Annotated in this window: 22 protein-coding genes and 2 tRNA genes; 9 read left to right on the top strand and 15 right to left on the bottom strand. The window is 70.8% G+C overall.

All coding sequences use genetic code 11. The features are described 5' to 3' along the window. Positions 1-110: 110 nt before the first annotated feature. Together OHS70_RS23745 and OHS70_RS23740 are read left to right on the top strand one after the other, a co-directional pair. A complete protein-coding gene (locus OHS70_RS23745) occupies positions 111-869 on the top strand; it encodes an IclR family transcriptional regulator (protein WP_328400269.1) in 759 nt (252 codons plus the stop codon). Between the two features lie 190 nt (positions 870-1,059). Next, positions 1,060-1,136 (top strand) — tRNA-Lys (locus OHS70_RS23740). Positions 1,137-1,183: 47 nt separating this feature from the next. Here the strand turns inward: OHS70_RS23740 and OHS70_RS23735 are convergent. The 6 genes from OHS70_RS23735 to OHS70_RS23710 all read right to left on the bottom strand — a co-directional run bounded on the left by OHS70_RS23735 (position 1,184) and on the right by OHS70_RS23710 (position 7,425). After that, entirely contained in the window at positions 1,184-1,666 is a 483-nt protein-coding gene (locus tag OHS70_RS23735; RefSeq protein WP_328400267.1) for a phospholipase, read from the bottom strand. 150 nt (positions 1,667-1,816) lie between these two features. Beyond that, positions 1,817-2,467, bottom strand: a complete 651-nt coding sequence (locus tag OHS70_RS23730; RefSeq protein WP_328400265.1) for a response regulator transcription factor — start codon at positions 2,465-2,467, stop codon at positions 1,817-1,819. Continuing rightward, positions 2,446-3,705 carry a sensor histidine kinase gene (locus tag OHS70_RS23725; protein WP_328400263.1) on the bottom strand — a complete coding sequence of 420 codons (1,260 nt, stop codon included), beginning with the start codon at positions 3,703-3,705 and terminating at the stop codon, positions 2,446-2,448. Before OHS70_RS23725 ends, OHS70_RS23730 begins: the two co-directional genes overlap by 22 nt. 174 nt (positions 3,706-3,879) lie before the next feature. Continuing rightward, complete coding sequence (locus tag OHS70_RS23720; RefSeq protein ID WP_328400261.1) at positions 3,880-4,467, bottom strand: lytic polysaccharide monooxygenase auxiliary activity family 9 protein; 588 nt, start codon at positions 4,465-4,467, stop codon at positions 3,880-3,882. Positions 4,468-4,623: 156 nt separating this feature from the next. Further along, on the bottom strand, positions 4,624-5,772 hold the full coding sequence (locus tag OHS70_RS23715) for an SPFH domain-containing protein (RefSeq protein WP_328400259.1): 1,149 nt from the start codon (positions 5,770-5,772) through the stop codon (positions 4,624-4,626). Positions 5,773-5,832: 60 nt separating this feature from the next. Then, the gene (locus OHS70_RS23710; RefSeq protein ID WP_328400257.1) at positions 5,833-7,425 is read right to left on the bottom strand and encodes a peptidoglycan-binding protein; all 1,593 of its coding nucleotides are present in this window, start codon (positions 7,423-7,425) and stop codon (positions 5,833-5,835) included. A 197-nt stretch (positions 7,426-7,622) separates the two neighbouring features. Here OHS70_RS23710 and OHS70_RS23705 point away from each other — a divergent pair. The 3 genes from OHS70_RS23705 (at position 7,623) to OHS70_RS23695 (ending at position 12,045) form a co-directional block, all read left to right on the top strand. After that, positions 7,623-7,696, top strand: a tRNA-Lys gene (locus OHS70_RS23705). A 450-nt stretch (positions 7,697-8,146) separates the two neighbouring features. Further along, positions 8,147-10,096, top strand: coding sequence for a glycosyltransferase family 2 protein (locus OHS70_RS23700; RefSeq protein ID WP_328400255.1), 1,950 nt, complete (start codon positions 8,147-8,149; stop codon positions 10,094-10,096). Continuing rightward, positions 10,093-12,045, top strand: coding sequence for a galactose oxidase-like domain-containing protein (locus OHS70_RS23695; protein WP_443062646.1), 1,953 nt, complete (start codon positions 10,093-10,095; stop codon positions 12,043-12,045). The genes OHS70_RS23700 and OHS70_RS23695 overlap by 4 nt, the downstream gene beginning before the upstream one ends. 57 nt (positions 12,046-12,102) lie before the next feature. On the opposite strand, the gene OHS70_RS23690 is transcribed toward OHS70_RS23695, so the two are convergent. From OHS70_RS23690 to OHS70_RS23670, 5 genes are all read right to left on the bottom strand, one after another. After that, a complete protein-coding gene (locus tag OHS70_RS23690) occupies positions 12,103-13,116 on the bottom strand; it encodes a glycoside hydrolase family 6 protein (RefSeq protein WP_328400253.1) in 1,014 nt (337 codons plus the stop codon). A gap of 150 nt (positions 13,117-13,266) precedes the next feature. After that, a complete protein-coding gene (locus OHS70_RS23685; protein WP_328400251.1) occupies positions 13,267-13,938 on the bottom strand; it encodes a class F sortase in 672 nt (223 codons plus the stop codon). 1 nt (position 13,939) lies between these two features. Further along, entirely contained in the window at positions 13,940-14,518 is a 579-nt protein-coding gene (locus tag OHS70_RS23680) for a hypothetical protein (protein WP_328400249.1), read from the bottom strand. Positions 14,519-14,748: 230 nt separating this feature from the next. After that, positions 14,749-16,416 carry an amidohydrolase gene (locus tag OHS70_RS23675; RefSeq protein WP_328400247.1) on the bottom strand — a complete coding sequence of 556 codons (1,668 nt, stop codon included), beginning with the start codon at positions 16,414-16,416 and terminating at the stop codon, positions 14,749-14,751. Beyond that, positions 16,413-17,897: an APC family permease gene (locus OHS70_RS23670; protein WP_328400245.1), complete on the bottom strand. Its 1,485-nt coding sequence runs from the start codon at positions 17,895-17,897 to the stop codon at positions 16,413-16,415. Before OHS70_RS23670 ends, OHS70_RS23675 begins: the two co-directional genes overlap by 4 nt. Before the next feature lie 135 nt (positions 17,898-18,032). Between OHS70_RS23670 and OHS70_RS23665 the strand changes: the two genes are divergently transcribed. Both OHS70_RS23665 and OHS70_RS23660 read left to right on the top strand, forming a co-directional pair. Further along, positions 18,033-18,737: a TetR/AcrR family transcriptional regulator C-terminal domain-containing protein gene (locus OHS70_RS23665; protein ID WP_328400243.1), complete on the top strand. Its 705-nt coding sequence runs from the start codon at positions 18,033-18,035 to the stop codon at positions 18,735-18,737. A gap of 180 nt (positions 18,738-18,917) precedes the next feature. Next, a complete protein-coding gene (locus OHS70_RS23660; RefSeq protein ID WP_328400241.1) occupies positions 18,918-19,697 on the top strand; it encodes an HAD-IIA family hydrolase in 780 nt (259 codons plus the stop codon). A gap of 89 nt (positions 19,698-19,786) precedes the next feature. Here the strand turns inward: OHS70_RS23660 and OHS70_RS23655 are convergent, their stop codons facing one another. The 3 genes from OHS70_RS23655 to OHS70_RS23645 all read right to left on the bottom strand — a co-directional run bounded on the left by OHS70_RS23655 (position 19,787) and on the right by OHS70_RS23645 (position 22,907). Continuing rightward, positions 19,787-20,464 carry a GntR family transcriptional regulator gene (locus tag OHS70_RS23655; RefSeq protein WP_328400239.1) on the bottom strand — a complete coding sequence of 226 codons (678 nt, stop codon included), beginning with the start codon at positions 20,462-20,464 and terminating at the stop codon, positions 19,787-19,789. Positions 20,465-20,505: 41 nt separating this feature from the next. After that, entirely contained in the window at positions 20,506-21,486 is a 981-nt protein-coding gene (locus OHS70_RS23650; RefSeq protein WP_328400237.1) for a hypothetical protein, read from the bottom strand. Between the two features lie 143 nt (positions 21,487-21,629). Next, positions 21,630-22,907: an ROK family transcriptional regulator gene (locus OHS70_RS23645; RefSeq protein ID WP_443062757.1), complete on the bottom strand. Its 1,278-nt coding sequence runs from the start codon at positions 22,905-22,907 to the stop codon at positions 21,630-21,632. A gap of 62 nt (positions 22,908-22,969) precedes the next feature. On the opposite strand from OHS70_RS23645, the gene OHS70_RS23640 reads away from it, so the two are divergent. Both OHS70_RS23640 and OHS70_RS23635 read left to right on the top strand, forming a co-directional pair. Then, complete coding sequence (locus OHS70_RS23640) at positions 22,970-24,055, top strand: Gfo/Idh/MocA family oxidoreductase (protein WP_328400235.1); 1,086 nt, start codon at positions 22,970-22,972, stop codon at positions 24,053-24,055. After that, on the top strand, positions 24,052-24,528 hold the full coding sequence (locus OHS70_RS23635) for a heme-degrading domain-containing protein (protein WP_328400233.1): 477 nt from the start codon (positions 24,052-24,054) through the stop codon (positions 24,526-24,528). The genes OHS70_RS23640 and OHS70_RS23635 overlap by 4 nt, the downstream gene beginning before the upstream one ends. Positions 24,529-24,663: 135 nt before the next feature. Here the strand turns inward: OHS70_RS23635 and OHS70_RS23630 are convergent, their stop codons facing one another. Continuing rightward, a complete protein-coding gene (locus OHS70_RS23630; RefSeq protein WP_328400231.1) occupies positions 24,664-25,524 on the bottom strand; it encodes a fumarylacetoacetate hydrolase family protein in 861 nt (286 codons plus the stop codon). Positions 25,525-25,539: the final 15 nt, after the last annotated feature.

Raw genomic sequence — 25,539 nt, 5'->3', positions numbered from 1 at the left:
CGTATGCGGCTGGGGCACCGCATCATTTACGCCAACAGCCGCCCCCCAAACGGCTCTTGACCGCTATCGTGGTACGGAAGCTTGCGGTCCTAACCTGGTAGGGGGAAACCGTGGCGCTGAAGCCCGAGCCGACCGCGCCGTTCCACTCGGTGCAATACGTCTTGCGCGTCCTGGAGACGGTCTCCAAGCACGGTGGCGGTGTCACCGATGTCCAGATCGCACGCGAGACCGGTCTGCCGACCGGTCATCTGGCTCCCATGCTGTCCATGCTGCGCCGCGAGGGGTACGTGGAGCAGGTCGCCGACGGCGCCTATGTGATCGGTGACTCACTGGTCCTGCTCGGCTCGGGGGCCTCCCGCCAGCAGGCCCTGGAGGCCAAGCTCCAGGACACCCTCACCGAGCTGCGCGACTCGGTGGGCGCGGCCGTCTACATCAGCCGGTACATCGACGGCGAGGTCAAGATCACGCAGTTCGCCGACGGCCCGCGCACACCGAAGGTCAACGAGTGGGTGGACTTCCGCTCCGCGGCGCACGCCAGCGCGGTCGGCAAGTGCCTGCTGACCCAGCTCGACGTGAACGGGCGGCGGGACCATCTGTCCCGGCACAGGATCGCCCGGCTCACCTCCCGGACGATCACCAGCGAGAAGCTCCTGTTCTCCAAGCTGGACGCACAGCCGCCGACCGTCCCCGTCCTGGACCTGCAGGAGTACGCGGTGGGCACGGTCTGCGCGGCGGTGCCGCTGACGGCGGGCTCGGCGGTGGGCTGCCTGGCACTGTCGCTGCCGATCGAGCATGCGCACCGGCTGCGCGCGGCGGCGGACACGCTGAACCGCAGAGCGGCTCCGGTGGTCCTTTCCCTGGCGATCTAGGGCGTTTCTTCCGGGCCGGGCCGGATCAGTGGGCGGGTCCGATGCCGGGGCACGTGAGCCCGGCAGGATCCGGAAGAAGGGCTCTGGGGGCGGGTCGGCAGGTGGCGGGGCGGGGGGTCCGGAGCACTCCTCGGGACCGGGTAGTATTACTTTCGTCGTCAGCCGCCGAAGGCGGCGTGAACGGCAGCCCGCGCCGCTAGCTCAGTTGGTTAGAGCAGCTGACTCTTAATCAGCGGGTCCGGGGTTCGAGTCCCTGGCGGCGCACCACCTCATGAGAGGCCCCTCGTTTCGGCGAGGGGCCTCTCATGCGCGCGTCAGGCGGCCGGCGTTTCCACCGGGGCCTTGTACCCGAAGATCGACACGGCCTGGTAGTACGTCCATGCCGTGCCGTTGCAGGAGGTACGCGCGGCTCCCGAGTAGCGGGCGCACACGCGCTTCAGATCCTCGTAGAACGCCGAGTCGAGTCTCGCCTTGTTGGCGCTGAACGTGCCGGCTGCCTTGTAGTTCCGGTATCCGAAGTCATGGCGTGCGCATGACATCTGAAAAGGAAAGCCGAAGGGGTTGTCCGGCGAGGAGGAGCAGTAGTCCGTGGACCAGTCGAAGCCGTAGGCGCTCCAGGCGCCCTGGTTGGCCCGGGCGGCGGCCCAGGCGTTGTAGCTGGATGCGCTGGTCTGCGTCCAGGAGCTGAGGACCTGGGGTTTGTCGGCGGGAGCGGCCGAGGCGGCCCCCGCGGGGATCAGGGCGGCGGGCAGAGCCAGCGCGAGGGCGGCGAGCGGAAGGGCAGAACGGCGACGCATACAGAACCTCCGTACGTAGGACGGGAGTTGGTGCGCGCCACGTGGCCGGTCCACGGGCGGATCCAGAGTCCCGCTATACGCGCGTCCTGCACAGTCTTCGCGTCACGAGCAGCGGGTGAATTTTCTCCGACCGGCGCACGCGGGAGACGCTCAGCGGAGATAGGCGAGAACGGCCAGGACCCGGCGGTGGGTGTCCTCGGCCGGGGGGAGGTCGAGCTTCCCCAGGATGTTGCCGATGTGCTTGCCCACGGCCGCCTCGCTGATCACGAGGTGCCGGGCGATCGCCGCGTTCGACCGGCCCTCGGCGACCAGGGCGAGCACCTCGCGCTCGCGCGGGGTCAGCGCCTGCAGCGGATCGCGGCGGCGGCGCAGCAACTGACGTACGACTTCGGGGTCGACGACCGTACCGCCCGCCGCGACCCGGGCCAGGGCGTCGATGAACTCCTCGATCTGGCCGACACGGTCCTTGAGCAGATAGCCGACCCCGGTGCCGTCGCCGGTGTCCAGAAGTTCGCCGGCGTAGGTCCGCTGCACGTACTGGCTGAGCACCAGGACCGGCAGCGCGGGACGCTCGGTGCGCAGGGCGACGGCGGCACGCAGCCCTTCGTCCTGGAAGCCGGGCGGCATGCGTACGTCGGTGACGACGATGTCCGGGTCGTGGGCGGTGACCGCGTCCTTCAGCGCGTCCGCGTCGCCGACCGCGGCGACCGTCTCATGGCCGAAGCGGGTCAGCAGGCCGATGAGCCCTTCCCGCAGCAGCACGCTGTCCTCGGCCAGGACTATCCGCAGAGAGCTCGGCAAGGGATCTCCACTCGCAGCGACGTCGGCCCGCCGGTCGGGCTGGTGATCGTCAGTGTCCCATCGAGTACGGCGAGCCGGTCGGCCAGTCCGGTCAGTCCGGTGCCCTTGGCCGCGGCGGCGCCGCCCCGGCCGTCGTCCCGGACCTCGATGAACAGCAGCCCGTCCTCGTACCGGCCATCGAGCCGGATCCGGTCCGCCCCGCTGTGCTTGGCGGCGTTCGCGAGCGCCTCGTTCACCGCGAAGTACGCGGCGGTCTCGACGGACCGGTCGAGACGGGGGAGCCGGAGGTCGGCTTCCACGGGCACGGGCGACCGGTCGGCGGCGTCGGCGAGCGCGGCGCCGAGCCCGTAGTCGGAGAGCACCTGGGGATGGATTCCGTGGATGAGCTCGCGCAGTTCGGTCAGCACGCGCCCGGCCTCGCCGTGTGCGGCCTCGAGCCGGTCGGCCTGCGGTCCCGCCGGGGCGTCCAGGCGCGCGAGGCCGAGCGTCATGGTGAGGGCGACCAGCCGCTGCTGTGCTCCGTCGTGCAAGTCCCTTTCGATGCGCCGCCGTTCCGCCTCGAACGCGGCGACGAGCCGGGCCCGCGAGCGGGTCACCTCCGTCAGCCGGTCCCGCAGTTCCCCCTCGCGCGGCGCGAGCAGCAGCCTGGTCAGCTGGGCACGAGCGCCGGCCAGGGCGGCCAGCGGATACAGCAGTACGGCGAGGAGCACGGCCCCGGCGGCCGCGGCGGCGAACGCCTGCGGGTAGCCGGTGACCAAAACCGTCTTGACGACCCGCGCCTCATGGCCGTCGAGGGCGAGCTGGAGAGGGGCGGCGGCCATCCCGAGCGGCAGCCCGATCGCGACGCCCACGGCCAGCAGGTCGAGCGGCCACAGCACAAGGGCGTGCAGCAGCCCGTACGCGAACTCCCGCCAGGTCGCCTGCTCCGCGAGCCGAAGCCGCAGCCAGGCGGCGAGGCCTGGTTCGGCGGGGGTGCGGTGGGGGCTCGGCGCGGGCTCGGCGTCGGCCATCCCCAGCCGCCGTCGCTCGACCACGGCAAGAGACACACCACCGAGCACCAGGAGCGGCAGGCCGACGAGCACGAGGGAGAACCCGGCGAGCACGACGAGAGCGACCAGGGCGGGAAGCCCGGTGAGCACGCTGCTCGCGAGGTAGCCGGCCGAGCGCCAGGGCCAGACGCCGCGCAGAAAACCGCTTCGGGCCAGGGCCTGCCAGGGATTGCGTACGACGACGGTCATGCGGCACACCGTAGGCGGCGGCCCGGCGCGTGGACCATGGGCCCAGCGGGCCGGGAGAGGGTAGGGCTGGGCCTACCTCGTGACCGGCCGGCCGCTCCCCCAGGCGGCCGTGCCCGCACCCCCCGTACCGCGGGCCGGCTCAGGCCCGCGGCGGGTGGGGGGTTGGCGGGCCTGTCAGAACTGGACGTCCGAACAGGCGTAGAAGGCGTTGCCGGTGTCGTGCACGGTCCAGACCGCCAGGATCAGATGGCGGCCGGACTTCGACGGCAGCGTCCCGGAGTGGCTGAGCGTGGACGGCGGGCGCTGGCCTCCGTACGGAATCGTCAGGAACGGCTGCGATTCGAGGGCGGCGCGGGTGAGCTTCTGGCTCGGGTTCCAGCCGTTCCTGGTGATGTAGTACTTGAAGTCGGTCGTCGAGTGCATGGCGGTGAACTGCCACCGGAAGGTGTAGTTCTGCCCCGACGAGACCTTGGTGGTGGGCCAGGTGCCGCCGCGCGGGTCGTCGAGCTGCGCGAAGCGGCTGTTGCCACCGGCGCAGATCGTTCCGTCGGCCGGGCCCGCCGCCGGGAAGCCCTTGAGGCCTTCGACGCTCTGGGGTTCCCAGATGATCTCGCCGCAGTCGGCGACGGTGCGGTTGGCACAGAGTTTCTGGCGGCTGATGGGCGAGTCGGTGTAGCCGTGGCTGCTGGCGCTGCCGGTGGCGAGCAGGGTGGCGCCCGTCACGGCGAGGCCGACCACGGCCGCACCTATCTTCTTTCGCATGCTTCGCTCCAGGAGAACGTGGGGGAGTTCCTTTCCGTGCTGCACGCGTGCGGTGGTGCGGTGCCACCCGTTGCCGATCGGGGATTGGAGGCGGCACTCATTCAGGTCTAGACCAAGTTCCAATGTATTGACGCGAGTTCATCATGTCCAGACCAATCACGGTGCCTCCACGGCACCCGCCCGGCCCGTGTAGAAGGCGACGGTCAGATCCTTGACCAGTGCCTTGCGCTCGTAGTCGTCCAGCTCCACGAGCCCCCGCTGGGTCAGCCGGCCGACCGTGTCGTCCACCGCGTCCACGACCGAGGTCAGCACGGTGTCCCGGTGGCGGGCGTCGATGGCCGCGATCCGCTCCCGCTGCAGCGCCGCGGCCACCTCGGGCTCGTACTCGATGGACGTCGGCTGGGCCGAGAACACCTCGAGCCCCACCGGCGCGCACTCGGCCGCGAGCATCCGGGTCAGCGCGTCACCGAAGGCGTCGGCATTGCGCAGCGTCGAGACGGTCCCCTCCGGCGGCAGGTGCGAGAGCACCCGCGTCAGCGACGCCTCCACCTGCTCGCCCAGATACTGCTCGTGGTTCTCCATCCCGAGCGCCGCGCGCGCGGTGTCCGTGACCCGCCACACCACGAGCACCGCCACCCGCAGCGCCGTGCCGTGCGCGTCGACGGCCGCGATCGGCTCGCTGCGCCAGTGCCGCAGCCGTACGTCGATCCGGCGGCGCAGCACGAGCGGACTCACCCACACCAGTCCCGTACGCCGCACACTCCCCTGGTAGTCGCCGCACAGCATCAGCACCCAGGCATGGCCGACCCGGCCGCGCGCCAGGCCGCCGAACGCGAACAGCGCGAGCAGCACCCCGAGCGCGAGCAGCGCACACAGCCCGAAGCCGATGCCGTGGAAGGGGTGCGGTGGGGTCAGCCCGAAGAGCGCCGCGACCGGGACCGGCACGGCGCCGGTGCCCCAGAGCACCGCTACGATCCCCGCGACCGAGCAACTGCCCGCGACCAGGGCGGTCCAGCCGGACAGCGCGGGACCGGGGCGTTCGACCAGGTCCGGGTCACAGGGCGGCGTGGACCTGACCGGGGCGGCCGGCAGGCGCGGGGGCAGCGTGCGGCCGGTGACCTTGGGCTGCTCGCCGGTGCCCTGACGGCGCGCCACGACGGACGGCCGAAGGAGCGGGCCGTTGTCGTCCCGGAACAGCAGATGCACCGGGATTTCCGTCGTCGTCTCGGCTGCGATGATCGGTTGGCGCCGCGTGGTCTCGGACGGCATGCCGCCCTCCGGCTGCTCCGACATCGTGGTGTTCATGCCTGCCGCCTTAGCTGATCGCACTGCTGGGTCATTGCTGTTCTGTCGGGAGAAGAAGCATCAGGAGAAGAGCCGCCGCCAGGTCACCGGACCCGGATAGCCGTCGGCCTCGCCGCCGCGCCAGCCCTGCGCGAGCTGGAACGCCTGCACATTGCGCCGGTCCGCCTCGTCCCACTGTGGTGAGGGGAGGGAGGTGTCGTACGTGCCGTGGCCGCGCTCGGCCAGCCGCTGTCGGAGCTGGGTGAGGTGTGCGCCGGACCTGCCGGGCCGAAAGTGGTCGCGCCCCGGGAAGGCGGGCACCTCGGCACCGGGTGGAGTACTCGCGCGAGTGCCGGGCCGAGTACCGGACGGAGCAACGGGCGCAGCACCGGGCGCGGTGGCGGGCGCGGAGGCCGACACAGCACCGGACGCGGTGGCCGGCGCGGTGACAGGCGTCGGGACGGGCGCGGTGACAGGCGCAGCACCGGGCGTGGTGACGGGCGTTGCGGCCGCCGGGATGTTCCTGCCCGTGCCGCTCACCAGCAGCTGCCAGGTGCCGGGCCCGGGCAGCCCGTCGGCCTCGGAGCCGCGCCAGCCCTGGGCGAGCTGGAAGGCCGCGATCGCCTGGCGGTCCGCCTCACCCCACAGCGGCCCGGGACCTTCCGTGTAGAACCGCTTGCCGCCACGGCCGATGAGCAGCTCGCCCAGCCGGGTGATGTGTGCGTTGTTCGCCCCGGGCCCGAACGCCGGGAGACCCGGGAAGGGGGCGAGGGTCACACCCGGAACAGGGACAGGCGCCACACCCGGAACGGGGGCGGGAGCCACACCCGGAACAGGGACAGGCGCCACACCCGGAACGGGGGCGGGAGCGGGAGGCGGTGCGGTGACCTTCTCCGGTGGCGCCTCGCTGCCGGAGGTCCCGGTCGCCAGGCCCTTGTAGCGATAGGCCACATAACCGGCCGAGTTGGTCCAGTAGGCCATCGGCGTCGCCCTCACCCGGGTGCGCGGCTTCGTCTGCTCGTAGGCCATGTAGTGGGTGTGCGTGTAGTCGGTCCAGCCGCCGAAGATCGTCACGTGCGAGCCGGTGGTCGGATCGTCCGGGTTGTGGAACAGCAGGATGTCGCCGGGTTCGAGTTCCTCGCGCAGGATCCGGTGGCCGAACTGCGCGAGGCTGCCCGTCCACTCGTTGCCCACGAGATTCCAGGCCATCGACACATAGCCGGAGCAGTCCTGGCGATAGCCGTCGCTCCAGTACTTCGACATGCTGTACGGCACCTTCGCGTTCACCCACCGCTTGGCCCGGTCGATGATGTCTGCCCGGCTGAGCCGGCGCAGCGGGGTCCCGGCGGCGGCCGGCAGACCCGCCGGACCGTGCAGCGGTCCGGCGGTGCCCTGTTCGGTCGCGGGCTCCGGGCCGTCGGCGGTGCGCGCACCTGCCGTACGGGCCGCCGCGCCACCGGCGGCCGGACCGGTGCCCGGGGGGTTCTCGACGGCCCCGGCCGCCCCACCGCTGCCGCCCAGCACCACTCCCGCGGCGGTCAGCAGCACGAGTGCACGTCGGCAGCCGTGCGCCGCCGGATGCCCTCCGGCGGCGAGAATGCGACGCTGCTGGGCGCATCCGGCGCAGTCACAGTCACCCGTCGGCTGGTACTCCTCGAACGCCGGCACAGCCATGTCGTCGTCCCTCCGCACTCGGCAAGATCTTCTGACGATGTTTCATGGACGTCAGTGTCCCAACCTGATGAATAAAATGCATTTTGACCGATCAATGACACTAAAAGATGATTCGACAGGCCGAAGACCGACACCGCCCGGGAGGGAAATGGTCGGGAGCACTCCCGGCCGTCGGGTAGAGTTCTCCAGGTCAGCAGGCGCCGCTAGCTCAGTTGGTTAGAGCAGCTGACTCTTAATCAGCGGGTCCGGGGTTCGAGTCCCTGGCGGCGCACGCAAGATCGAAGCCCCCTCACGGCGAGTGAGGGGGCTTCGATCGCTTCACAGCACTTTTCGGCCAGATGAACACGCTCGCTCGCAGCCCTCGCACACACGGCCTCAATTCGTGCATATGACCGGCTACCCTCCCGTTTCACCCTTGCGATCAAGGCGGGGGTCGGACAACCTATCCTGAAGCCGGTCACGCCAACCAGGCGTCCGGTTTGCCCAGTTGGAGGGCGATGGAGCGGTCGATTCCGTTGCGGTGACCGAGGGCCGGACCCCCCGTTCACAGATCGAACACACAACGGGCATCATGCAACCGAAAGGTGACTGTTTCCTGTCTTCACTGACTGTGGACAGCCTCCACTGACACGTTCGGGACGGCCGGTATAGGGGACCCCGGCCCGGACGCGGACACGACCGACCACAACACGCAGACAGCATGCGTGCGGGGGGATGAATCATGACGTCGACGCCAGACGGCGCCGGGCAGCCGAACGACCCTTCGCGGACCACGCAGCTCCGGATCCCCGCGCATCTGCGCGCGGCCGGCGCCCGACTGCGCCCCAAGAAGGCGCTTCCGCGGTACGACTACGAGCACTACAGCCGGCTTGCCGGTCCCCTTACCCAGCCGGACCCGACCCGGCCCTACAAGGTGCAGTACCGCTCCCTGCTCTCGCAGGAGCCCCACCGCATCCGGGCCGCCCTCCTGCTGGGCGCCGCCCCGCTGGTGTCGCTGGGCCTGTTCGCCTGGCTGATGCAGCCTCAGCACTGGACCGAGCGCGACCCCAACCTGAAGAACGACACGCTGCTCATCCTCGACATTGTCATGCTCGTCTCCATCGGGCTGATCGAGCTCTTCCGGACGATGAACGTGCTGTCGAACGCGCACGCGACGCTGGTGGCGCGTGACCCGGTCCCCGTGGTGCCCGAGTCCGGCACCAGGGTCGCCTTCCTCACCTCCTTCGTCCCGGGCAAGGAGCCCCTGGAGATGGTGACGAAGACCCTGGAGGCGGCCGTGAAGATACGCCACCGCGGGCTGATGCACGTCTGGCTGCTCGACGAGGGCGACGACCCTGCCGTCAAGGAGGTCTGCGCCCGGCTCGGCGTCCACCACTTCTCCCGCAAGGGCATAGCGAAGTGGAACCAGGCCAAGGGCGCCCACCGCGCCAAGACCAAGCACGGCAACTACAACGCCTGGCTCGAGGCGCACGGCGGCGACTACGACTTCTTCGCCTCCGTCGACACCGACCACGTCCCGCTGCCCAACTATCTGGAGCGGATGCTCGGCTACTTCCGCGACCCGGACGTCGGCTTCGTCATCGGCCCGCAGGTCTACGGCAACTACGACACCTTCGTCACCAAGGCCGCCGAGTCCCAGCAGTTCCTCTTCCACGCCCTGATCCAGCGCGCGGGCAACCGCTACGGCGCCCCGATGTTCGTCGGCACCTCCAACGCCGTACGCATCAAGGCCATCAAGCAGATCGGCGGTCTGTACGACTCGATCACCGAGGACATGGCCACGGGCTTCGAGATGCACCGGACCAAGAACCCGGCCACCGGCAACAAGTGGCGCTCGGTCTACACCCCGGACGTGCTGGCCGTCGGTGAGGGCCCGTCCGCGTGGACCGACTTCTTCACCCAGCAGCTGCGCTGGTCCCGCGGCACCTACGAGACGATCCTCACGCAGTACTGGAAGGGCTTCGGCACGCTGCCGCCCGGCAAGCTCTTCAACTACACGATGATGATCATCTTCTACCCGATGTCCGCGCTCAACTGGATTCTGGCCGCGCTGAGCTGTGCGCTGTTCCTGGGCATGGGCGCCTCGGGTGTGCAGATCGACCCGGCGATCTGGATGATGCTGTACGGCAACGCCTCGGCGCTGCAGATCGGCCTCTACATCTGGAACCGCCGCCACAATGTCTCGCCGCACGAGCCGGAGGGCTCCGGCGGCCTCGCCGGCATGGTGATGTCGGCGCTCTCCGCGCCGATCTACGCCCGCTCGCTGATGGATGCAGCACTGCGCCGCAAGAGCAAGTTCGTGGTGACCCCCAAGGGCGACTCGTCCAGCCCGGACACCCTCTTCGGCACCTTCAGGATCCACCTCTTCTTCATCCTGGTCTTCGGCGGCTCTCTCGTCTCGTCCTTCTTCCTCGGACACGACCATCCCGCGATGATCACCTGGGCCACGCTGGCCCTGCTGATCACGGCGGCGCCCATCTTCGCCTGGCGCCACGGCATCGCCGCGGAGAAGAAAAAGAAGAAGCGCGGCCGGCGGCGCGCGGGCGGACAGCCGCCGACGGGACCGGGTACGGACTCGGGGCCGGAGCAGGCCCATGTACCGCAGCCGAGGCCCCACTTCGCAGCCACCGACCAGACCATGCAGATCGCCCTTGGGGGACGTAAGAAATGAGCACGATGCCCGCGCGGCCGAACCACCGCAGGAACCGCGCGCGCCGAATAGCCATAGGCGCGGCGGTCGTCGTGGCGGTGGCGGGATTCAACGGGCCCGCCATGTGGCGGTTCGGCTCGGAGCAGTACCACGAGTACAAGATCAACAAGCCGGAGTACAAGGCGGCGAACGGCCACTGGGACTACCTCGACGTCCCGGCCGATTTCAAGATCAACTCCATCCATGCCGCCCTGCTGCACACCGGCAAGGTGCTGCTGATCGCCGGCTCCGGGAACAACCAGAAGAACTTCGACGCGAAGAAGTTCGAGTCGGTGCTGTGGGACCCGAAGACCGACACCTTCAAGAAGATCCCCACGCCCAAGGACATGTTCTGTGCCGGGCACACCCAGCTGCCCGACGGCAAGCTGCTGGTCGCGGGCGGCACCAAGCGGTACGAGAAGCTCAAGGGCGACGCCACCAAGGCCGGCGGCCTGATGGTCGTCCACAACGAGGACCCGGACGCGCCGAAGACGCTGCCAGCGGGCACCAAGTTCACCGGCAAGGGCAACGGCAAGACCTTCGTCTCCAAGGACCCGGTCCTGGTCGAGAAGGCGAAGAAGGTCTTCGACCCGGCGACGGGCAAGTTCCTGCGCAACGACCCGGGTCTCGGCCGCATCTATGTGGAGGCCGAGAAGTCCGGCAAGAAGTACGAGACGGGCACCGAGGACAACTACCGGGTGCAGGGCCTCAAGGGCACCGACGCCCGCAACGTCTACGGCATCGCGCAGAAGCTCGCCCTCGACAAGAAGGACTTCCAGGGCATCAAGGAGGCCTACGAGTTCGACCCGGTCGCGGAGAAGTACATCACCGTCGACCCGATGAACGAGGCCCGCTGGTACCCGACGCTCACCACCCTCGAGGACGGCCGGGTCCTGTCCCTGTCCGGCCTCGACGAGATCGGGCAGATCGTCCCGGGCAAGGACGAGATCTACGACCCGGAGACCAAGAAGTGGGAGTACACCGGGATCATCAGGAAGTTCCCCACCTACCCGGCGATCTTCCTGATGGACAACGGCAAGCTCTTCTACTCCGGCTCCAACGCCGGGTACGGGCCCGCCGACGTCGGCCGTGACCCGGGCGTCTGGGACCTGGACACCAACAAGTTCCGCAAGATCCCCGGCCTCAGCGACCCCGACCAGATGGAGACCTCCGCGACGGTGATGCTGCCGCCCGCGCAGGACCAGAGGTTCATGGTCATCGGCGGTGGCGGGGTCGGCGAGTCGGAGAAGTCCAGCAAGAAGTCCCGCCTGGTCGACCTCAAGGACCCCAGCCCCCGCTTCAAGGACGGCGCAACCCTGGACAAGGGCACCCGCTACCCGAGCGCCTCGCTGCTGCCCGACGACTCGGTCCTGGTCACCGGCGGCTCCGAGGACTACCGCGGGCGCGGCGGCTCCAACGTGCTCGAGGCACGTACGTACGACCCGAAGACCGGCACGTACAAGCGGGTCGCCGACCCGCAGGTCGGGCGCAACTACCACTCGGGTTCGGTGCTGCTGCCCGACGGCCGTGTCATGATCTTCGGCTCGGACTCGCTGTTCCAGGACGCCGCCAACACCAAGCCGGGCGTCTTCGAGCAGCGCATCGAGATCTACACCCCGCCCTATCTCTACCGGGACACCAAGCCGGAGGTGACCGGCGGCCCCAAGCGCATCGAGCGGGGCGGGTCGGGCACCTTCAAGGTCCAGAGCGCGAACGCGGTGAAGACCGCGAAGCTGATGCGGCCCAGCGCGGTCACCCATGTCACCGACGTCGACCAGCGCTCCGTCGCGCTGGAGGTGAAGAAGACCGCGGGCGGCATCGAGGTCACCGTGCCCGCCAACCGGGCCCTGGTGCCCTCCGGTTGGTACATGCTCTTCGTGACGGACGACAAGGGCACCCCGTCCCAGGGTGTCTGGGTCGAGGTTCCGTAAGGCCTCGGACCTGCGGAAGGGGTGCCCCCGGACGGGGCACCCCTTCTGCCATGAGAACTACTTGGTGTTGCGGGCCAGTTCGAGCGCGTACTCGGGAAACCAGTCGCCCGCCTTCGGGCCGCCCTTGCAGTCCCCGTCCGACTCCCCGGGCCGCTTGATCCACAGATAGCCGTCGACCAGCGGATCGCCGGTCTTGGTCGTGGGACGCTCACCGAGCGCGCGGCCCGGCGGGTTGCACCAGTTCTCCTTCGGATCGCCCTGCGTGTACGGGCCGTTGCCGTTGCGGCTGGTGTCGATCACGAAGTGCTTGTTGCCGACCTTCGCCGAGAGCTTGCGGCCGAAGTCCTTGCTGGCGGCGGTGGTCTGGAAGTTGGAGACGTTCACCGCGAAGCCGTCGGCCTTGTCGATGCCGGCCCACTGGAGCGGCTCGAAGAGCGAATCGGGCTGTGACCAGCCGGCGTTGCCCGCATCGAGGTACACCTTGGTCGCGGGCTGCTGCTTGAGCCGCTGGATGGCGCCCTTGAGCAGGTCGTAGCGCTCCTCGTGGAACTCGTCCGGGGTGCAGCCGTCGACCAGGTGAAGGACGGCATCCGGCTCCAGGACGACGGTGGCCCGCCGGTCGCCTATGCCTTTGGCGACCTTGTCGACCCACTCCCGGTAGGCGTTGCCGTCGGCCGCGCCGCCCTTGGAGAACTGTCCGCAGTCACGGTGCGGAATGTTGTACAGCACCAGCAGCGCGTCGCGGTCGGCCTTCGCCGCGGCCTCGGTGAAGCCCTTGGCCTCGGCCTCCGGGTTGTCCGGGCCGATCCACTCGCCGACCGGCTGCTCGGCGATCTTCATGATCAGGTCGGCGTTCTTCTCGGCGCCGTCCTCGCGATAGGCGGCGACCTGCTGGGCAGCCTTCCCGTCGGGGTTCACCCAGTACGGATCCTGCGCCTTGGGCTGCTGGCTCATCGTCGGCTGCTTGTCCCCGTCATCGCCGGAGGAACAGCCCGCCAGCAGCAGCACCGCCCCCGTGGCCGCCAGACCGAAGCCCGCCCGGGCATGCCGGACGAACAAACTGCGGTACATCCACTCCCCCTTGGTGCACTGTGCTGGAGTCCGCCCCCCAGGCTTTCCCGACAAGGCGGGTCAATCCATCCTGGCACACGCCCTCGACATGCCACGAGGCGTGCCCGTCGTTCGTGGACATCCTGTGACGGGCAGCCCGACACCCGAGGCTCACGCCTTGGAGGCCCCGCTGAGATAGGCCGAGACGACCACATGCGCGGTGAAACCGTCCCGCGGGCGGTCGGACGATCCGTCACAGGTGATCAGCCGCAGCTCCGCACGCCCGCCGGTCGGCCCTCCGTAGAGCTTCCGCGCGTCGAACCGGTCCCGGTCGAAGACGTGGACGTCCTCGATGGTGAACTCGGCGACCGACCCGTCGGTCCTCGCCACCCGGATCTTCTGGCCCGGGCGCGCGGCGCTGAGCCCGTGGAAGGCCGCAGGCTCGGTCCGGGTGTCCACACGCCCCACGAGCAGGGCGGCACCGCGCGCACCCGGCCGGGTGCCGTGCTCGAACCAGCCCACGCTGCGGGCCATACCGTAGGGCGGCGGGTCGACCGCGCCCCTCGCGTCGAGGCCGCGCGGGACCACCCGGGCCGTGATACCGAGGGCGGGGACCTCCACCCGGCTCGGCATCACGGGCTTCAGCGGCGTGTGCGCACGGGGCATGGCGACCCCCGGCGGGCGGCCGACCGCGGCCACGTCACCGGTGGTGGGCGCGGAGTTCCCGGCGGGGCCGGCGGTGATGTCCCTTCCCCAGATGCACAGGCCGATCAGCAGGAGCGCCCAGGCCACTCCGGTGAGCAGTCGGCCGGCGCCCGCCGGGCGCTGTTCGGCGCCGGGCATGTCACTCGGCTCCCGTACGACGGCGGCGGGTGCTGCGCACCGCGACTGCGACGGCCGCGGCGCCGGCGAGCACCAGGCCGACCACGGTGTGCGTCCTGCCGGGGCCGGTGTCCTTGTGGTGGGCGGGACCGTCGGCCGCGGCCGGTGCGGCGGTGCCGCCGCCCCCGCGGACGGGGGGCACGGGTGCCTCGTGCGCCCCGCCGGCCCGTGCCTCGGGGGACGCTGCCCGCCGGTGACGTACGGCGTCGAGCCGTCCTGCCGCCCGGTCACCGCAGTCCGGGCTCACACCGAAGGTCTCCGGCGTCGTATCGGACCTGGCCTGTGTCTGTCCGTACTCCGAAGTGCCCGGACCGGTCCCGCCGGAGGCTTCGGCGTCCGCGAGGAAGGCCTCGGACGTGACGGTCGCCGTTCCGTCGTGGCAGCCCGGCACGGGGATCTTGACCCCGCCGCCGGGCGCAGGCCGCGGCGGGGCGATGCCGACCTGCGCGGAGTCGTCCGCGAGGGCCGCCGTGCACGGCGCCGCCAGGGCGAGCACGGCGGCGACCCCTGCGGAACGGAGAGTTGTCGAACCGGAACGCATCGTGAACCTCCTGACATCGCCAGATTCACGCGTGCGGCCCGTTTCCGCATCCGCAGGAGCGGCCAAGTGGTCCACCCAGGCCTGTGACCTGCTCAGATGCGATCGACGAGATCCGCGATCGAGGCCCTGGCCCCGGCCCGCGCCGGGGGCACGGGCCCGGAGCCGACCCCGGACCCCGGCCCGCGACCTGGATCACGAACCGGCTGTGGGCCACCGCACGGCACCCCGTCTCAGTCCGCGACATGCACCTGGGCGCCGCCCACGTACGTCCGCACACAGCGGATTCCGTGCAGCTCCCGCGGGTCGACGGCGAACGGGTCCCGGTCCAGGACCGCGATGTCCGCGAGCCGCCCGGTGGCGAGGACGCCGGCCTCGTCCTGGTGGTTCACCCAGGCCGAACCTGCCGTGTACGCGGCAAGCGCGTCGGTGAGGGTGAGGCGCTGGTGCGGCAGGAACGGGGGACGTGGTTCGGGCTCGCCCAGCTCCTCCGGCCAGACCTGGCGGTTCACGGCGACGTGGATACCGTGCATCGGGTCGGGGCTGGAGACGAACCAGTCGCTGCCGGCCGCGAGCACCGCGCCCGCCGCGTGAAGTGCGCCGAAGGGGTACTGGAGGGCGCCGCGCTCCGCGCCCAGGAAGGGCAGCGTGAGGTCGTCCATGGCAGGTTCGTGGGCGGCCCACAGCGGCTGGATGTTGGCGGTGGCGCGCAGGGTGCGAAAGCGCGGGATGTCATCGGGGTGGACGACTTGGAGGTGGGCCAGGTGGTGCCGGTTGCCGGTGTGGCCGTTGGCGGCGACGGCGGCTTCCAGTGAGTCCAGGGCCTCGCGGACGGCACGGTCGCCGAGAGCGTGGAAGTGGATCTGGAACCCTTCGGCGTCCAGACTGACCGCGGCCTCACGGAGCAGTGCCGGATCGACCATGGACAGTCCGCAGTTGTCGCCGGGGCAGCCGCAGGAGTCCAGGTAGGGCTCCAGCATGGCGGCGGAGAAGTTCTCCACCACCCCGTCCTGCATGATCTTCACGCTGCCCGCGGTGAACCGCCGCCCGCCCTGCGCGGCCGCCTTCGCCCGCCGTGCGAGCAGCGACTCGATCTGCTCCAGGCCGGCCTCTCGGTCCCACCAGAGGGCGCCGCGGACGCGTGCGGTGAGCGAGCCGTCGGCGTCGGCGGCGAGGTAGGCATCGAGCGGGTCGGGGAAGCCGCCGTACGCGCCGACCAGAGCGTCCTGCCAGCCGGTGATGCCGAGGGAGTGGAGGTGCGCCTGAGCGGCGAGGAGTCCGGCGCGGGCCCGGGCGGCGGAGACCGGCGGGGTTCTGTCGCCGACCAGTCCCATGGCGCCCTCGTGCAGCACACCGGTCGGCTCGCCGTCCGGATCGCGTTCGATACGGCCGTCGGCCGGGTCCGGGGTGTTGCGGGCGACGCCGGCCAGGGCGAGCGCGCGGGCGTTGGCCCACGCGGAGTGCCCGTCCCGCACCGGGAAGTACGCGGGCCGGTCCGGCACCACCTCGTCCAGCAGCCCGCGCGGCGGCAGCCCGCCCGGGAACGCGTCGAACGACCAGCCGCTGCCGACGATCCACTCCTCCTCCGGATGTGCGTCCGCGTACGAGCGGATGATCCTGCGGTACGCGTCCGCGTCCCGCGCATCGGACAGGTCGCAGCCGAGCATCCCGATGCCCGCGATCACCGGGTGCACATGCGCATCGGTGAACCCGGGGAGCGCGAACCGCCCCTCCAGATCGACCACTTCGCTGTGGGGCCCGGCCAGCTCGCGTATCTCGCGGTCGCTGCCGACCGCGCTGATCCGGTCGCCGGTGACCGCGAGGGCCGAGGCGCGGGTGCGGGCCGGTCCGGCGGTCCAGACGCTGCCGTTGAGGAGGACGAGATCGGGGGCGGTGCTCACGCTGAGACTCCAGTGGGGGTGGATACGGACATGGGTGCGGGTGCGAGCGGGGGTACGGGCTGGGTGAAGTAGGCGGCCTTGCGGCGGTAGCGGGTCCAGAGGGCGGCAGGGACGCCGAGGAGGACGGCGCCGAGCGGAAGGGCGGTGAGGAAGCGCCCGTTCTCCGGGTCGAAGGCCATGTGGCCGACGGAGGTCCACTGCAGGTACGCGACCAGGCCGCCGAGGAAGAGCAGCGACGTCCCGCCGAGCGCGGGCAGTACGCCCACGGTGAGGATGTCGCGGAGGCGTCCGCCGCGCAGCTCGTGACGGAAAGTGATCACGCACGCCCAGCCCCCGATGCCGTACATCAACGACACCAGGATGCCGACCGAGTTGACGACCGCGAGGACGACCTCGGAGAGTTCGCCGACGGCGAGCCCGGCCACGGAGAGCGCGACGGCGAGCCCTGCGGTGCGCAGGGTGGAGGTGACCGGTGTGCGGCGGGACGGGTGCAGCCGGGCCCAGCTGGGGCCGAGCACCCCGTCGCGGCCCATCGCCAGGGTGAGCCGGGACCCGGCGATCGCCGAGGACTGCATGCAGGCGACGGTGGCGGCGAGCATCGCGGCGATCGCGGCGATCGCGCCGCCGGTTCCGTAGAAGGTGCGGGAGAGTTCGGTGATCCCGGCGAGCGGGTCGGCGAGCTGCCCGGGGGTGAGCGCGTGCAGGAAGCCGGCCGCGCCGATCAGGAACAGTGCCAGTGTGACCACGATCGCTATCAGGCCGGCCCGGCCCGAGGACCGCGCCTCGGCGTTCTCCTCGACCACGCTGAAGGCGCTCTCCCAGCCCCAGAACATGTACGCGGCGAGCACCGTCGCGCTGAGCAGGGTGAGCGTGTCGGGGAAGCCGAACGGCGAGAACCAGGACGCCTGCACCGGCGCGGCGTTCCCGCGCACGAAGGCGGTGACGACGACCGCCAGGACGACCACCGCGGACAGGCCGAGCAGCACCGACTGCACGGCGGTCGCGTCCTTCACCCCGCGCATCGCGCCGATCACGATCAGACCGGTCCACAGCAGGCCGGTGAGCGTGACCGCAAGCGTCGACTCCGTACTGAACAGTCCTATTTCATGGGCGAGTTGGAGGGTGAACTGACCGGTCAGCTGACCTGCGTAGGAGAGGAACATGATGTTGGTCGCGACCGAGGTCCAGCCGGTGAGATATCCGGTCCACGGGCCGAGTGCGCGGCGGACCCAGATGTACGCGGTGCCGCAGTTGGGGTCACGTGCGGCGAGGCGGGCATAGCCGCCGGACACGGCGAGGATCGGGAGCGCGGCCAGCAGGAACGCGGCGGGCAGCGACGTTCCGGCAACGGCGGCGAGGAAGCCGAGTCCGATGCCGATGGAGACGGTGGGGCTGATGTTGGCGAGCGCGATGATCACGCCGTGGCGGGTGCGGAGGGTCTTGCGGAACTCGTCGTGACGGGAGTTCTGGCCGTCGTCCATGCGCGGTCCTCCTCGGTCCGGGGTGAAGGAAGGAAAGCGCCCGCCGACCGATTAAGTCAACAGTGTGGGAAAAATATTTCCCGGGTGGAGGCACGGGCTTGCCCGGGGGTGCCGCCGACTGATCTCATCGGGTGCATGGCATCGGAAGGCACGGCGACACGGGGCAGGGGGCGGCCGCCCAAGGTGGTCCTGGACGCGCCGATCATCGTGGACGCGGCACTGGCGCTCTGCGACGAACACGGCGCGGAGTCGCTGACCGTGAGGAAGCTGGCGGCCCGGCTCGGCGTGGACCCGTCGGCGCTGTACCGGCATGTCGCGGACAAGGACGAGTTGCATCTGCTTCTCGCGGACCGGCTCTTCGAGGAGATTCTGGAGACCTTCGCGCCGACCCCCGGCGACTGGCGGACGACCCTGCGCGACCTGGCGGTCAGCAGCCGCGAGACGGCCCTGCGGCATCCGGCGGCCGCAGTCGTCGCCACGTACCGGACAACGCGGCGACCGGCGGAGATGCGGATCGTCGAGCACATCCTGACCGCCTTCACCGAAGCCGGCTGCGGCCCCGGGCTGTCCGCCCTCCTGCACCGTGTCTACGGCGACTTCACCCTCGCCTGGTCCGGCATGGACGCCGCCTTCGCCACCCTCGACCCGGCGGCACAGGCGGGCGACGAGGCGGCCTGGACCCGGGAATACGTGGCAGCCGACCCGTCCCGCTACCCGTCGATCGCGCGCAGCTCGGCACATATGGCGACGATGACGGGTGAGCGGGTGTTCCGGGCGGCACTGGAGGTACTGCTGGACGGACTGGGGGCACGGATCGGGCGGGGCGGGCCGGTCGGTTAGCCGTTTGCGAAGATCCTTCCGCCCCCGCCCCGTCTCTTCGGGGGGCGCGTAGGCAGTTCACTGAATGAAAAGGAACCTGCCGGCCCCTGTTCTGCGTCCGGGCTCCGATACGCAAGGGCCCCGACAGCGATGACTGAATAGCATGGTCATCCCATGTCCGCGTACGACAGGAGCCCACCCATGACTGATCGCAAGCCCATCGAATCGTGGCTCACCGATATGGATGGGGTACTGATGCACGAGGGTGTGCCCATCCCCGGTGCGGATGCCTTCATCAAGAAGCTCCGTGAATCGGGTAAGCCGTTCCTGGTCCTCACGAACAACTCGATCTACACGGCGCGTGATCTTCACGCCCGGCTGATCCGGATCGGTCTCGAAGTGCCGGTGGAGAACATCTGGACCTCGGCTCTGGCGACGGCCAAGTTCCTGGACGGTCAGCACCCTGGCGGCACGGCCTACGTCATCGGCGAGGCCGGCCTGACGACGGCTCTGCACGATGTGGGCTATGTGATGACTGACCATGATCCCGAATTCGTGATCCTGGGTGAGACCCGGACCTACTCGTTCGAGGCGCTGACGAAGGCGATCCGACTGATCGACAACGGCGCCCGGTTCATCGCCACCAACCCGGACAACACCGGCCCGTCCCCCCAGGGCGCCCTTCCGGCAACCGGTTCCGTCGCTGCGCTGATCACGAAGGCGACGGGCAAGGAGCCGTACTTCGTGGGCAAGCCGAACCCGCTGATGATGCGAACGGGCCTGAACGTCATCGGGGCACACTCCGAGGCTTCCGCCATGATCGGTGACCGCATGGACACCGACGTGCTCGCGGGCCTGGAGGCCGGCATGCAGACGTTCCTGGTGCTCACCGGGCTGACGACGGCGGGTGACATCGAGCGCTATCCGTACCGGCCGACAGAGGTCGCCGATTCGATCGCGGACCTCGTCCACCTCGTCTGAGACGGGGGCCGTGGGGCGGACTCCTGCCGGTACAGATATGTGCGTCCTGGGGGCGCCGCGACAGCATTGTGGCGACGCCCCCACCCTCATCACGAAGCGGTGATCTTCACCCCGTCGACCATCCAGTACCAGTTGTTCGCGCCGGTGTAGCGGAAGCGGAAGCTCACGCTGGAGGCCCCGGCCGGGACGGCGACGCTCAGCGACTGCGGCTGGGAGACCACGTCCGCCGTGTAGCTCTTGACGACGGTGGGCGTGCCGCCGTTGAAGGAGGCCGGCACGCGGGCGACGGAGATGTACGTGCTCTCCAGGCCGACGCGCTCGTCGTCCGCGAGCAGCACGCGCTCCATGTGCCAGACGGGTTCGCCGCGCCCTGCCCCGATCTCGGCGGCGAGCGCGTCGGAGCAGGGGAAGCGGTCGAGCGTGACCAGGTTACGGCCGGGCATCCGGCCCTGGCGCCGTACACCCTCGGTGTAGCCGGCGAGTGACAGCGGCTGCTCCAGCTTGGGGCCGGCGACGACGGTCCCGCGGCCCTGGCGGCGCAGCCGCCCCTCCAGCAGGAGTTCGCGCAGCGTCTGGCGCACGGTCTCGCGGGAGACCTCGTAGCGGACGGCGAGGTCCCGCTCGGTGGGCAGCAGTCCGCCTTCGCCCAGTTCCTCTATGAGGCCGGAGATACGGGCCTTGACGGCGTAGTACTTGGGGATGCGTCCGTGCTCGGGGATGCCGGAGCGGACGGGGGCGCCGGGCGCCTGGTCGTTCGGGTGGTCCACCGGCCAGATGCTCGCAGATCCATATGAACGTTCGGCGACGGTCAGCGTCTGCGAGACCCGGGGCGCCGCCGCACGAGGAGCAGCAGGGCGCCGGCCGCGGACAGGACGACCGCACCCACGGCGGCGGCGATCACGAGCCGGGGACGCGACCCGGTGGTGGCGAGCTCATCCGTGAGGGCGGTGGGCGGGGCGGTGGCCGTCGCCGAGCCGGTGTCCGACGGCGAGCTGGTGGCCGTCGGCGAGTCGCCGGGGGCCGGGGTGCGCCGGTCCGCCTCGACGACCTCGAAGCGGTAGTCGCCGGACTCGCCGACCCAGTCGCCGTCGGCCCCCTGGCGCTGCACGATCGCGGCGTTCACGGTCACCGCGTTCGGCGGGGTGCCGGCGTCGAGGGCGATGCGCACCTTGACGGAGACGGTCCTCTCCGCAGGGACGACGAAGCCGGGGAAGCCGTCGTCGAAGGCCCCGACGAGCTCGTCCTGAGTGGTCCGTTCCAGCATGACCGGACGCCAGCGGGCCTCGGACTCGTCGTAGAACTCCATGGCGACCCGGTCCGCGGTCAGTCCGGGGCCGCCGGTGAGGATGATCACCGGGTGGATGTGATGGCACATCTCCCGGGTGGTGTTGCGCAGATCGACCGACCAGGTCTGCGGACCCGCACCGGGCTGCTGGGTCTCCGGTCCGCCGTGGATGCGGGTGGCGATGGGGAACAGGGGGTCGGACGCCTTGCCGCAGACGGGCTGCTGGTCGGCGAACCGGTCCGCGGACCGCGCCGCGCCCGCCTCCGCGACGGGCGCATCGGCCTGTCCTGCGGGCCGGTCCGCGCGCGGTGCCCGCTCGTTCGGTGCCGGGGCGCCGGGCGCGGCCTCGGGCCGCGCTGCTCCGACCGGCGCACGCGCCGCGGCAACCGACGAACGCGCCTGCGCGCCCGACGAACCGGACGCCACGGCCGACGTACCGGTCAACGCCACCGGCACGATCGTGGCCGCGGCGACCGAGAGGGCGAGGGCGTTGCGCTTACGCATGAGAGGCCTTTGCTGCTCGCGGACCGCCGGGGGATCACCCGGCCGTGGCCGAAGACCCTGCCCCCATCAAAGCCGTCGGGCCGTGGCCGGGACGCTCCCGTAGGGCCGAACAGCCGCAACCCTCCCCACCTGTCGGCGTATTTTCACTCGATCGTGATTGGGCGGGAACCGGGGCTCGGCCTCAGCCCGTGGTGGGACGCGTACGCCACCTCGGCGCGTCCGAACACCGGCGCGAGCACCAGCTGCGCGGCGCCCTCCGCGACCCGGTGGGCGCCGCCGCCCGCGGGCGCGACCCGGACCCGGGTACGCGAGGCGAGTACGGCCCGCACTCCGCGTACGAACTCCGCCTCGGCCATGGCGACCACCCGACCGCCGAGCAGCACACGGTCGATGTCGAGCAGTTCGACGAGGTTCCCGACTCCGACCCCGAGCACCCGCGCGGCCTCGGAGAGGTCGCCCCGGGCGACGGCGGCCAGACACAGCGCTTCGAGGCACCCCCGTTTTCCGCAGTCGCACGGAGGTCCGTCGAGCTGGATGACCTGGTGCCCGAACTCCCCGGCCCCCGTCCGTGCTCCCCGGTACAGCGCCCCCTCGAGCACGAGCCCCGCCCCTATCCCGGTGCCGAGGTGCAGATACGCGAAGGATTCGCCCGCCCCGCGCAGGGCGAGCCCGAGGGCGGCGGCGTTGGTGTCCTTGTCGAGCACGACCGGGAGCCCGAGCCGGCGGGACAGCTCGTCCCGCAGCGGGTAGCCGTCCCACTCGGGGTATCCGGTGACACGGTGCGGCACTCCGGCGAAGTGATCGAGCGGCCCGGGCATGGCGACCCCGACGCCGAGCACCCGCGCCCCGGTCCCCTCTCCCTCGCTCTCCTCGTTCCCCTCGCTCGTGGGCGCGCCGTCGGTGTCATCGGCCCTGTCGGTGAGGGAGTCGTCCAGCAGGGACTGCACCTCCTCCGTCACCCGCCCGGTCACGGCGTCCGGGCCCGCGCCGAGGTCCAGGGAGACCACCCGGGTGGCGACGCGCGTGCCGGCCAGATCCAGCAGGACCGAGGTCAGCTCGTCGCGGTCCAGCTGCACCCCCACCGCGTATGCCGCCGACGGCACCAGGCGCAGCACGGTGCGGGGCTTGCCGCCGGTCGAGGCCAGCCGGCCGGCCTCCGTGAGCAGTTCGTCGTCCCGCAGCCGGGCCGTGATCTTGCTGACTGCCTGGGGGGTCAGGCCCGTACGGTCGGCGAGCTCGAGCCGGCTGATGCCGTCCGCCCCGGCGCTGCGCAGGAGATCGAGCACGAGCGCCGCGTTGTGGTTGCGCAGCAGCGGCAGATTGACGCCGAGGCCTCCTCCGCCGCCGCCCACGGACATGGCGGCTCCCGCACCGGCGTCCTCACCCGGTGTGCTGATCGCTCTGGCCCGGTTCACCCTCATCCTCACGTTCCCATTGTGCGCCCCGCTTGCAGTTCGGCAACAGCGTTGCTTAAGTGGAGGACATGACTGGTACGGCCTCCCCTCTCCGCGTCGCGCTCGTCGGCTACGGCCTCGCGGGCTCCGTCTTCCACGCCCCGCTGATCGCCTCCACCGACGGCCTCGTCCTCGACACGATCGTCACATCGAACCCGGAGCGGCAGGAGCAGGCGCGCGCCGAGTACCCCGGCGTACGCTTCGCCGCCGCGCCGGACGAGTTGTGGGACCGGGCGGACGAGCTCGACCTGATCGTGATCGCCTCGCCGAACAAGACCCACGTCCCGATCGCCACCGCCGCCCTGCAGGCCGGGCTCGCGGTCGTCGTGGACAAGCCGCTCGCCGGCACCGCCGCCGAGGCGCATCAGCTCGCCGACCTCGCCGAGGAGCGCGGGCTGCTGCTCTCCGTCTTCCAGAACCGCCGCTGGGACAACGACTTCCTGACCCTGCGGCAGCTGATCGCGAACGGCGAGCTCGGTGACGTACAGCGCTTCGAGTCCCGTTTCGAGCGGTGGCGTCCGGAGCTCAAGGGCGGCTGGCGCGAGTCCGGCGACCCCGAGGAGATCGGCGGCCTGCTGTTCGACCTGGGCAGCCATGTCGTCGACCAGGCCCTGACACTGTTCGGTCCCGCCGTGCGTGTGTACGCCGAGGCCGATGTGCGCCGCCCCGGCGCCCAGACCGATGACGACACCTTCATCGCCGTGACCCACGCGAGCGGCGTCCGTTCACATCTGTACGTCAGCGCCATCACCGCCCAGCTCGGCCCGCGCTTCCGGGTGCTCGGCTCGCGCGCCGGATATGTGAAGTACGGCCTGGACCCGCAGGAGACGGACCTGCGCACCGGCAGGCGCCCCGTCCCGGGCGGGGCCTGGGGCGTCGAGCCCGAGCCGATGTGGGGCCGCATCGGGGCGGGCGAGTCCCCGCTGACCGGTGGAGGCGTTCCCGTCGAAACCCTGCCGGGCGACTACCCTGCCTACTACGCGGCGATCGCCGCTGCCCTGCGCGAGAAGAGCGCCCCGCCGGTCACCGCCCGTGAAGCGGCCGCCGCGCTGGAGGTCCTGGAGGCCGCGGGTCTCTCCGCCCGCGCGGGCGTCACCGTGGAGATCCCCTCATGAGCAACACGGCCAAGCCCCATCTGTCCGTCGACGAGATCATCGCCCAGGAGACCCGGCTGACCCTGCGCCGGTTCACGCACGACGACGCATGGAAGCTGGGCAGCCTGCTGGTCGAGATGGCGCACCTGCGCGAGGCGCCGGTCGCGATCGACATCCGGCGCAACGGGCAGCAGCTGTTCCACGCCGCGCTGGCCGGCTCCAGCGCCGACAACGACGCCTGGATCGACCGCAAGCGCCGGGTCGTCGAGCGGTACGGCGAGAGCTCGTACCTGGTCGGCGCGCGGCACCGGGCCAAGGACACGTCGTTCGAGGATTCCTCGCGCCTCGACCCGGACCGGTACGCGGCCCACGGCGGCTCGTTCCCGATCAGGGTCGAGGGTGCGGGAGTCATCGGCTCGGTCACGGTCTCGGGCCTGCCGCAGGCCGAGGACCACGCGATGGTGGTCGAGGCGCTGGAGCGCTTCACCACGTAGTCCGTGCGACCACGTGGTTCACGCGGCGCCGGGTCCGTGCCGCACCGGTCCGTCCGGCGCCGGGTTCGTGCGGTACGGCGGCGAGAGATGCCCGCCGTACCGCACGCCCCCCGTTTCCTCCCCGTGCGCGGGTCGTCAGGCGTCCTTGAGTTCCTGGCGCTGCCGCCCGAGGCCCTCGATCTCCAGCTCCACCACATCACCGGCCTTCAGATAGGGCTTCGGCTCCGGCTGCCCGAGCGCCACGCCCGCCGGGGTGCCGGTGTTGATGACGTCCCCCGGGTACAGGGTCATGAACCGGCTGACGTACCGGACGACTTCGGCCACCGGGAAGATCTGGTCGGCGGTCGTGCCGTGCTGCTTGAGCTCTCCGTTGACCCACAGTTTCAGCGACAGGGCCTGCGGGTCCTGAACCTCGTCGGCGGTCACCAGCCACGGCCCGAGCGGGTTGAACGTCTCGCAGTTCTTGCCCTTGTCCCAGGTGCCGCCGCGCTCGATCTGGAACTCGCGCTCCGACACGTCGTGGGCGACCGCGTAGCCGGCGACGTACGCCATCGGGTCCTCGTCGTCGCCGATGTAGCGCGCCGTGCGTCCGACGACCACCGCGAGCTCGACCTCCCAGTCGGTCTTGCGGCTGCCGCGCGGCACGAGGACGGTGTCGTACGCCCCGACGACCGTGTCCGCCGCCTTGAAGAAGACGACGGGCTCGGCCGGGGTCGCGGCGCCGGTCTCGGTGGCGTGGTCGTGGTAGTTCAGCCCGATGCAGACGACCTTGCCGACCCGGGCGAGCGGTGGCCCGATCCGCAGCCCGGCCGCGTCCAGTACGGGCAGCTCCCCCGCGCCGGCCGCCGCCCTGATCCGGTCCAGCGCCGCGGCGTCGGCGAGCAGCGGCCCGTCGACGTCGGCGACCAGGCCGGACAGGTCGCGCAGGGTGGTCCCGTCCGGGTCGAGCAGCGCGGGGCGCTCGGCGCCCGCCGTACCGACACGCAGCAGCTTCATGGTCCATCTCCCCTG

The sequence above is a fragment of the Streptomyces sp. NBC_00390 genome, assembly GCF_036057275.1.
Taxonomy (GTDB): domain Bacteria; phylum Actinomycetota; class Actinomycetes; order Streptomycetales; family Streptomycetaceae; genus Streptomyces.
Note: the sequence above shows the minus strand (reverse complement) of the source record. Positions and strands in the feature narration are given on the sequence as shown.

Coding starts and splice junctions, on each gene's coding strand:
- OHS70_RS23680 (WP_328400249.1), bottom strand. CDS start 14,518: ATGCGTTCCGGTTCGACAACTCTCCGTTCCGCAGGGGTCGCCGCCGTG.
- OHS70_RS23690 (WP_328400253.1), bottom strand. CDS start 13,116: ATGTACCGCAGTTTGTTCGTCCGGCATGCCCGGGCGGGCTTCGGTCTG.
- OHS70_RS23725 (WP_328400263.1), bottom strand. CDS start 3,705: ATGACCGTCGTCGTACGCAATCCCTGGCAGGCCCTGGCCCGAAGCGGT.
- OHS70_RS23645 (WP_443062757.1), bottom strand. CDS start 22,907: ATGAGGGTGAACCGGGCCAGAGCGATCAGCACACCGGGTGAGGACGCC.
- OHS70_RS23685 (WP_328400251.1), bottom strand. CDS start 13,938: ATGCCCGGCGCCGAACAGCGCCCGGCGGGCGCCGGCCGACTGCTCACC.
- OHS70_RS23640 (WP_328400235.1), top strand. CDS start 22,970: ATGACTGGTACGGCCTCCCCTCTCCGCGTCGCGCTCGTCGGCTACGGC.
- OHS70_RS23715 (WP_328400259.1), bottom strand. CDS start 5,772: ATGAACACCACGATGTCGGAGCAGCCGGAGGGCGGCATGCCGTCCGAG.
- OHS70_RS23660 (WP_328400241.1), top strand. CDS start 18,918: ATGACTGATCGCAAGCCCATCGAATCGTGGCTCACCGATATGGATGGG.
- OHS70_RS23630 (WP_328400231.1), bottom strand. CDS start 25,524: ATGAAGCTGCTGCGTGTCGGTACGGCGGGCGCCGAGCGCCCCGCGCTG.
- OHS70_RS23635 (WP_328400233.1), top strand. CDS start 24,052: ATGAGCAACACGGCCAAGCCCCATCTGTCCGTCGACGAGATCATCGCC.
- OHS70_RS23720 (WP_328400261.1), bottom strand. CDS start 4,467: ATGCGAAAGAAGATAGGTGCGGCCGTGGTCGGCCTCGCCGTGACGGGC.
- OHS70_RS23695 (WP_443062646.1), top strand. CDS start 10,093: ATGAGCACGATGCCCGCGCGGCCGAACCACCGCAGGAACCGCGCGCGC.
- OHS70_RS23710 (WP_328400257.1), bottom strand. CDS start 7,425: ATGGCTGTGCCGGCGTTCGAGGAGTACCAGCCGACGGGTGACTGTGAC.
- OHS70_RS23650 (WP_328400237.1), bottom strand. CDS start 21,486: ATGCGTAAGCGCAACGCCCTCGCCCTCTCGGTCGCCGCGGCCACGATC.
- OHS70_RS23665 (WP_328400243.1), top strand. CDS start 18,033: ATGGCATCGGAAGGCACGGCGACACGGGGCAGGGGGCGGCCGCCCAAG.
- OHS70_RS23670 (WP_328400245.1), bottom strand. CDS start 17,897: ATGGACGACGGCCAGAACTCCCGTCACGACGAGTTCCGCAAGACCCTC.
- OHS70_RS23700 (WP_328400255.1), top strand. CDS start 8,147: ATGACGTCGACGCCAGACGGCGCCGGGCAGCCGAACGACCCTTCGCGG.
- OHS70_RS23735 (WP_328400267.1), bottom strand. CDS start 1,666: ATGCGTCGCCGTTCTGCCCTTCCGCTCGCCGCCCTCGCGCTGGCTCTG.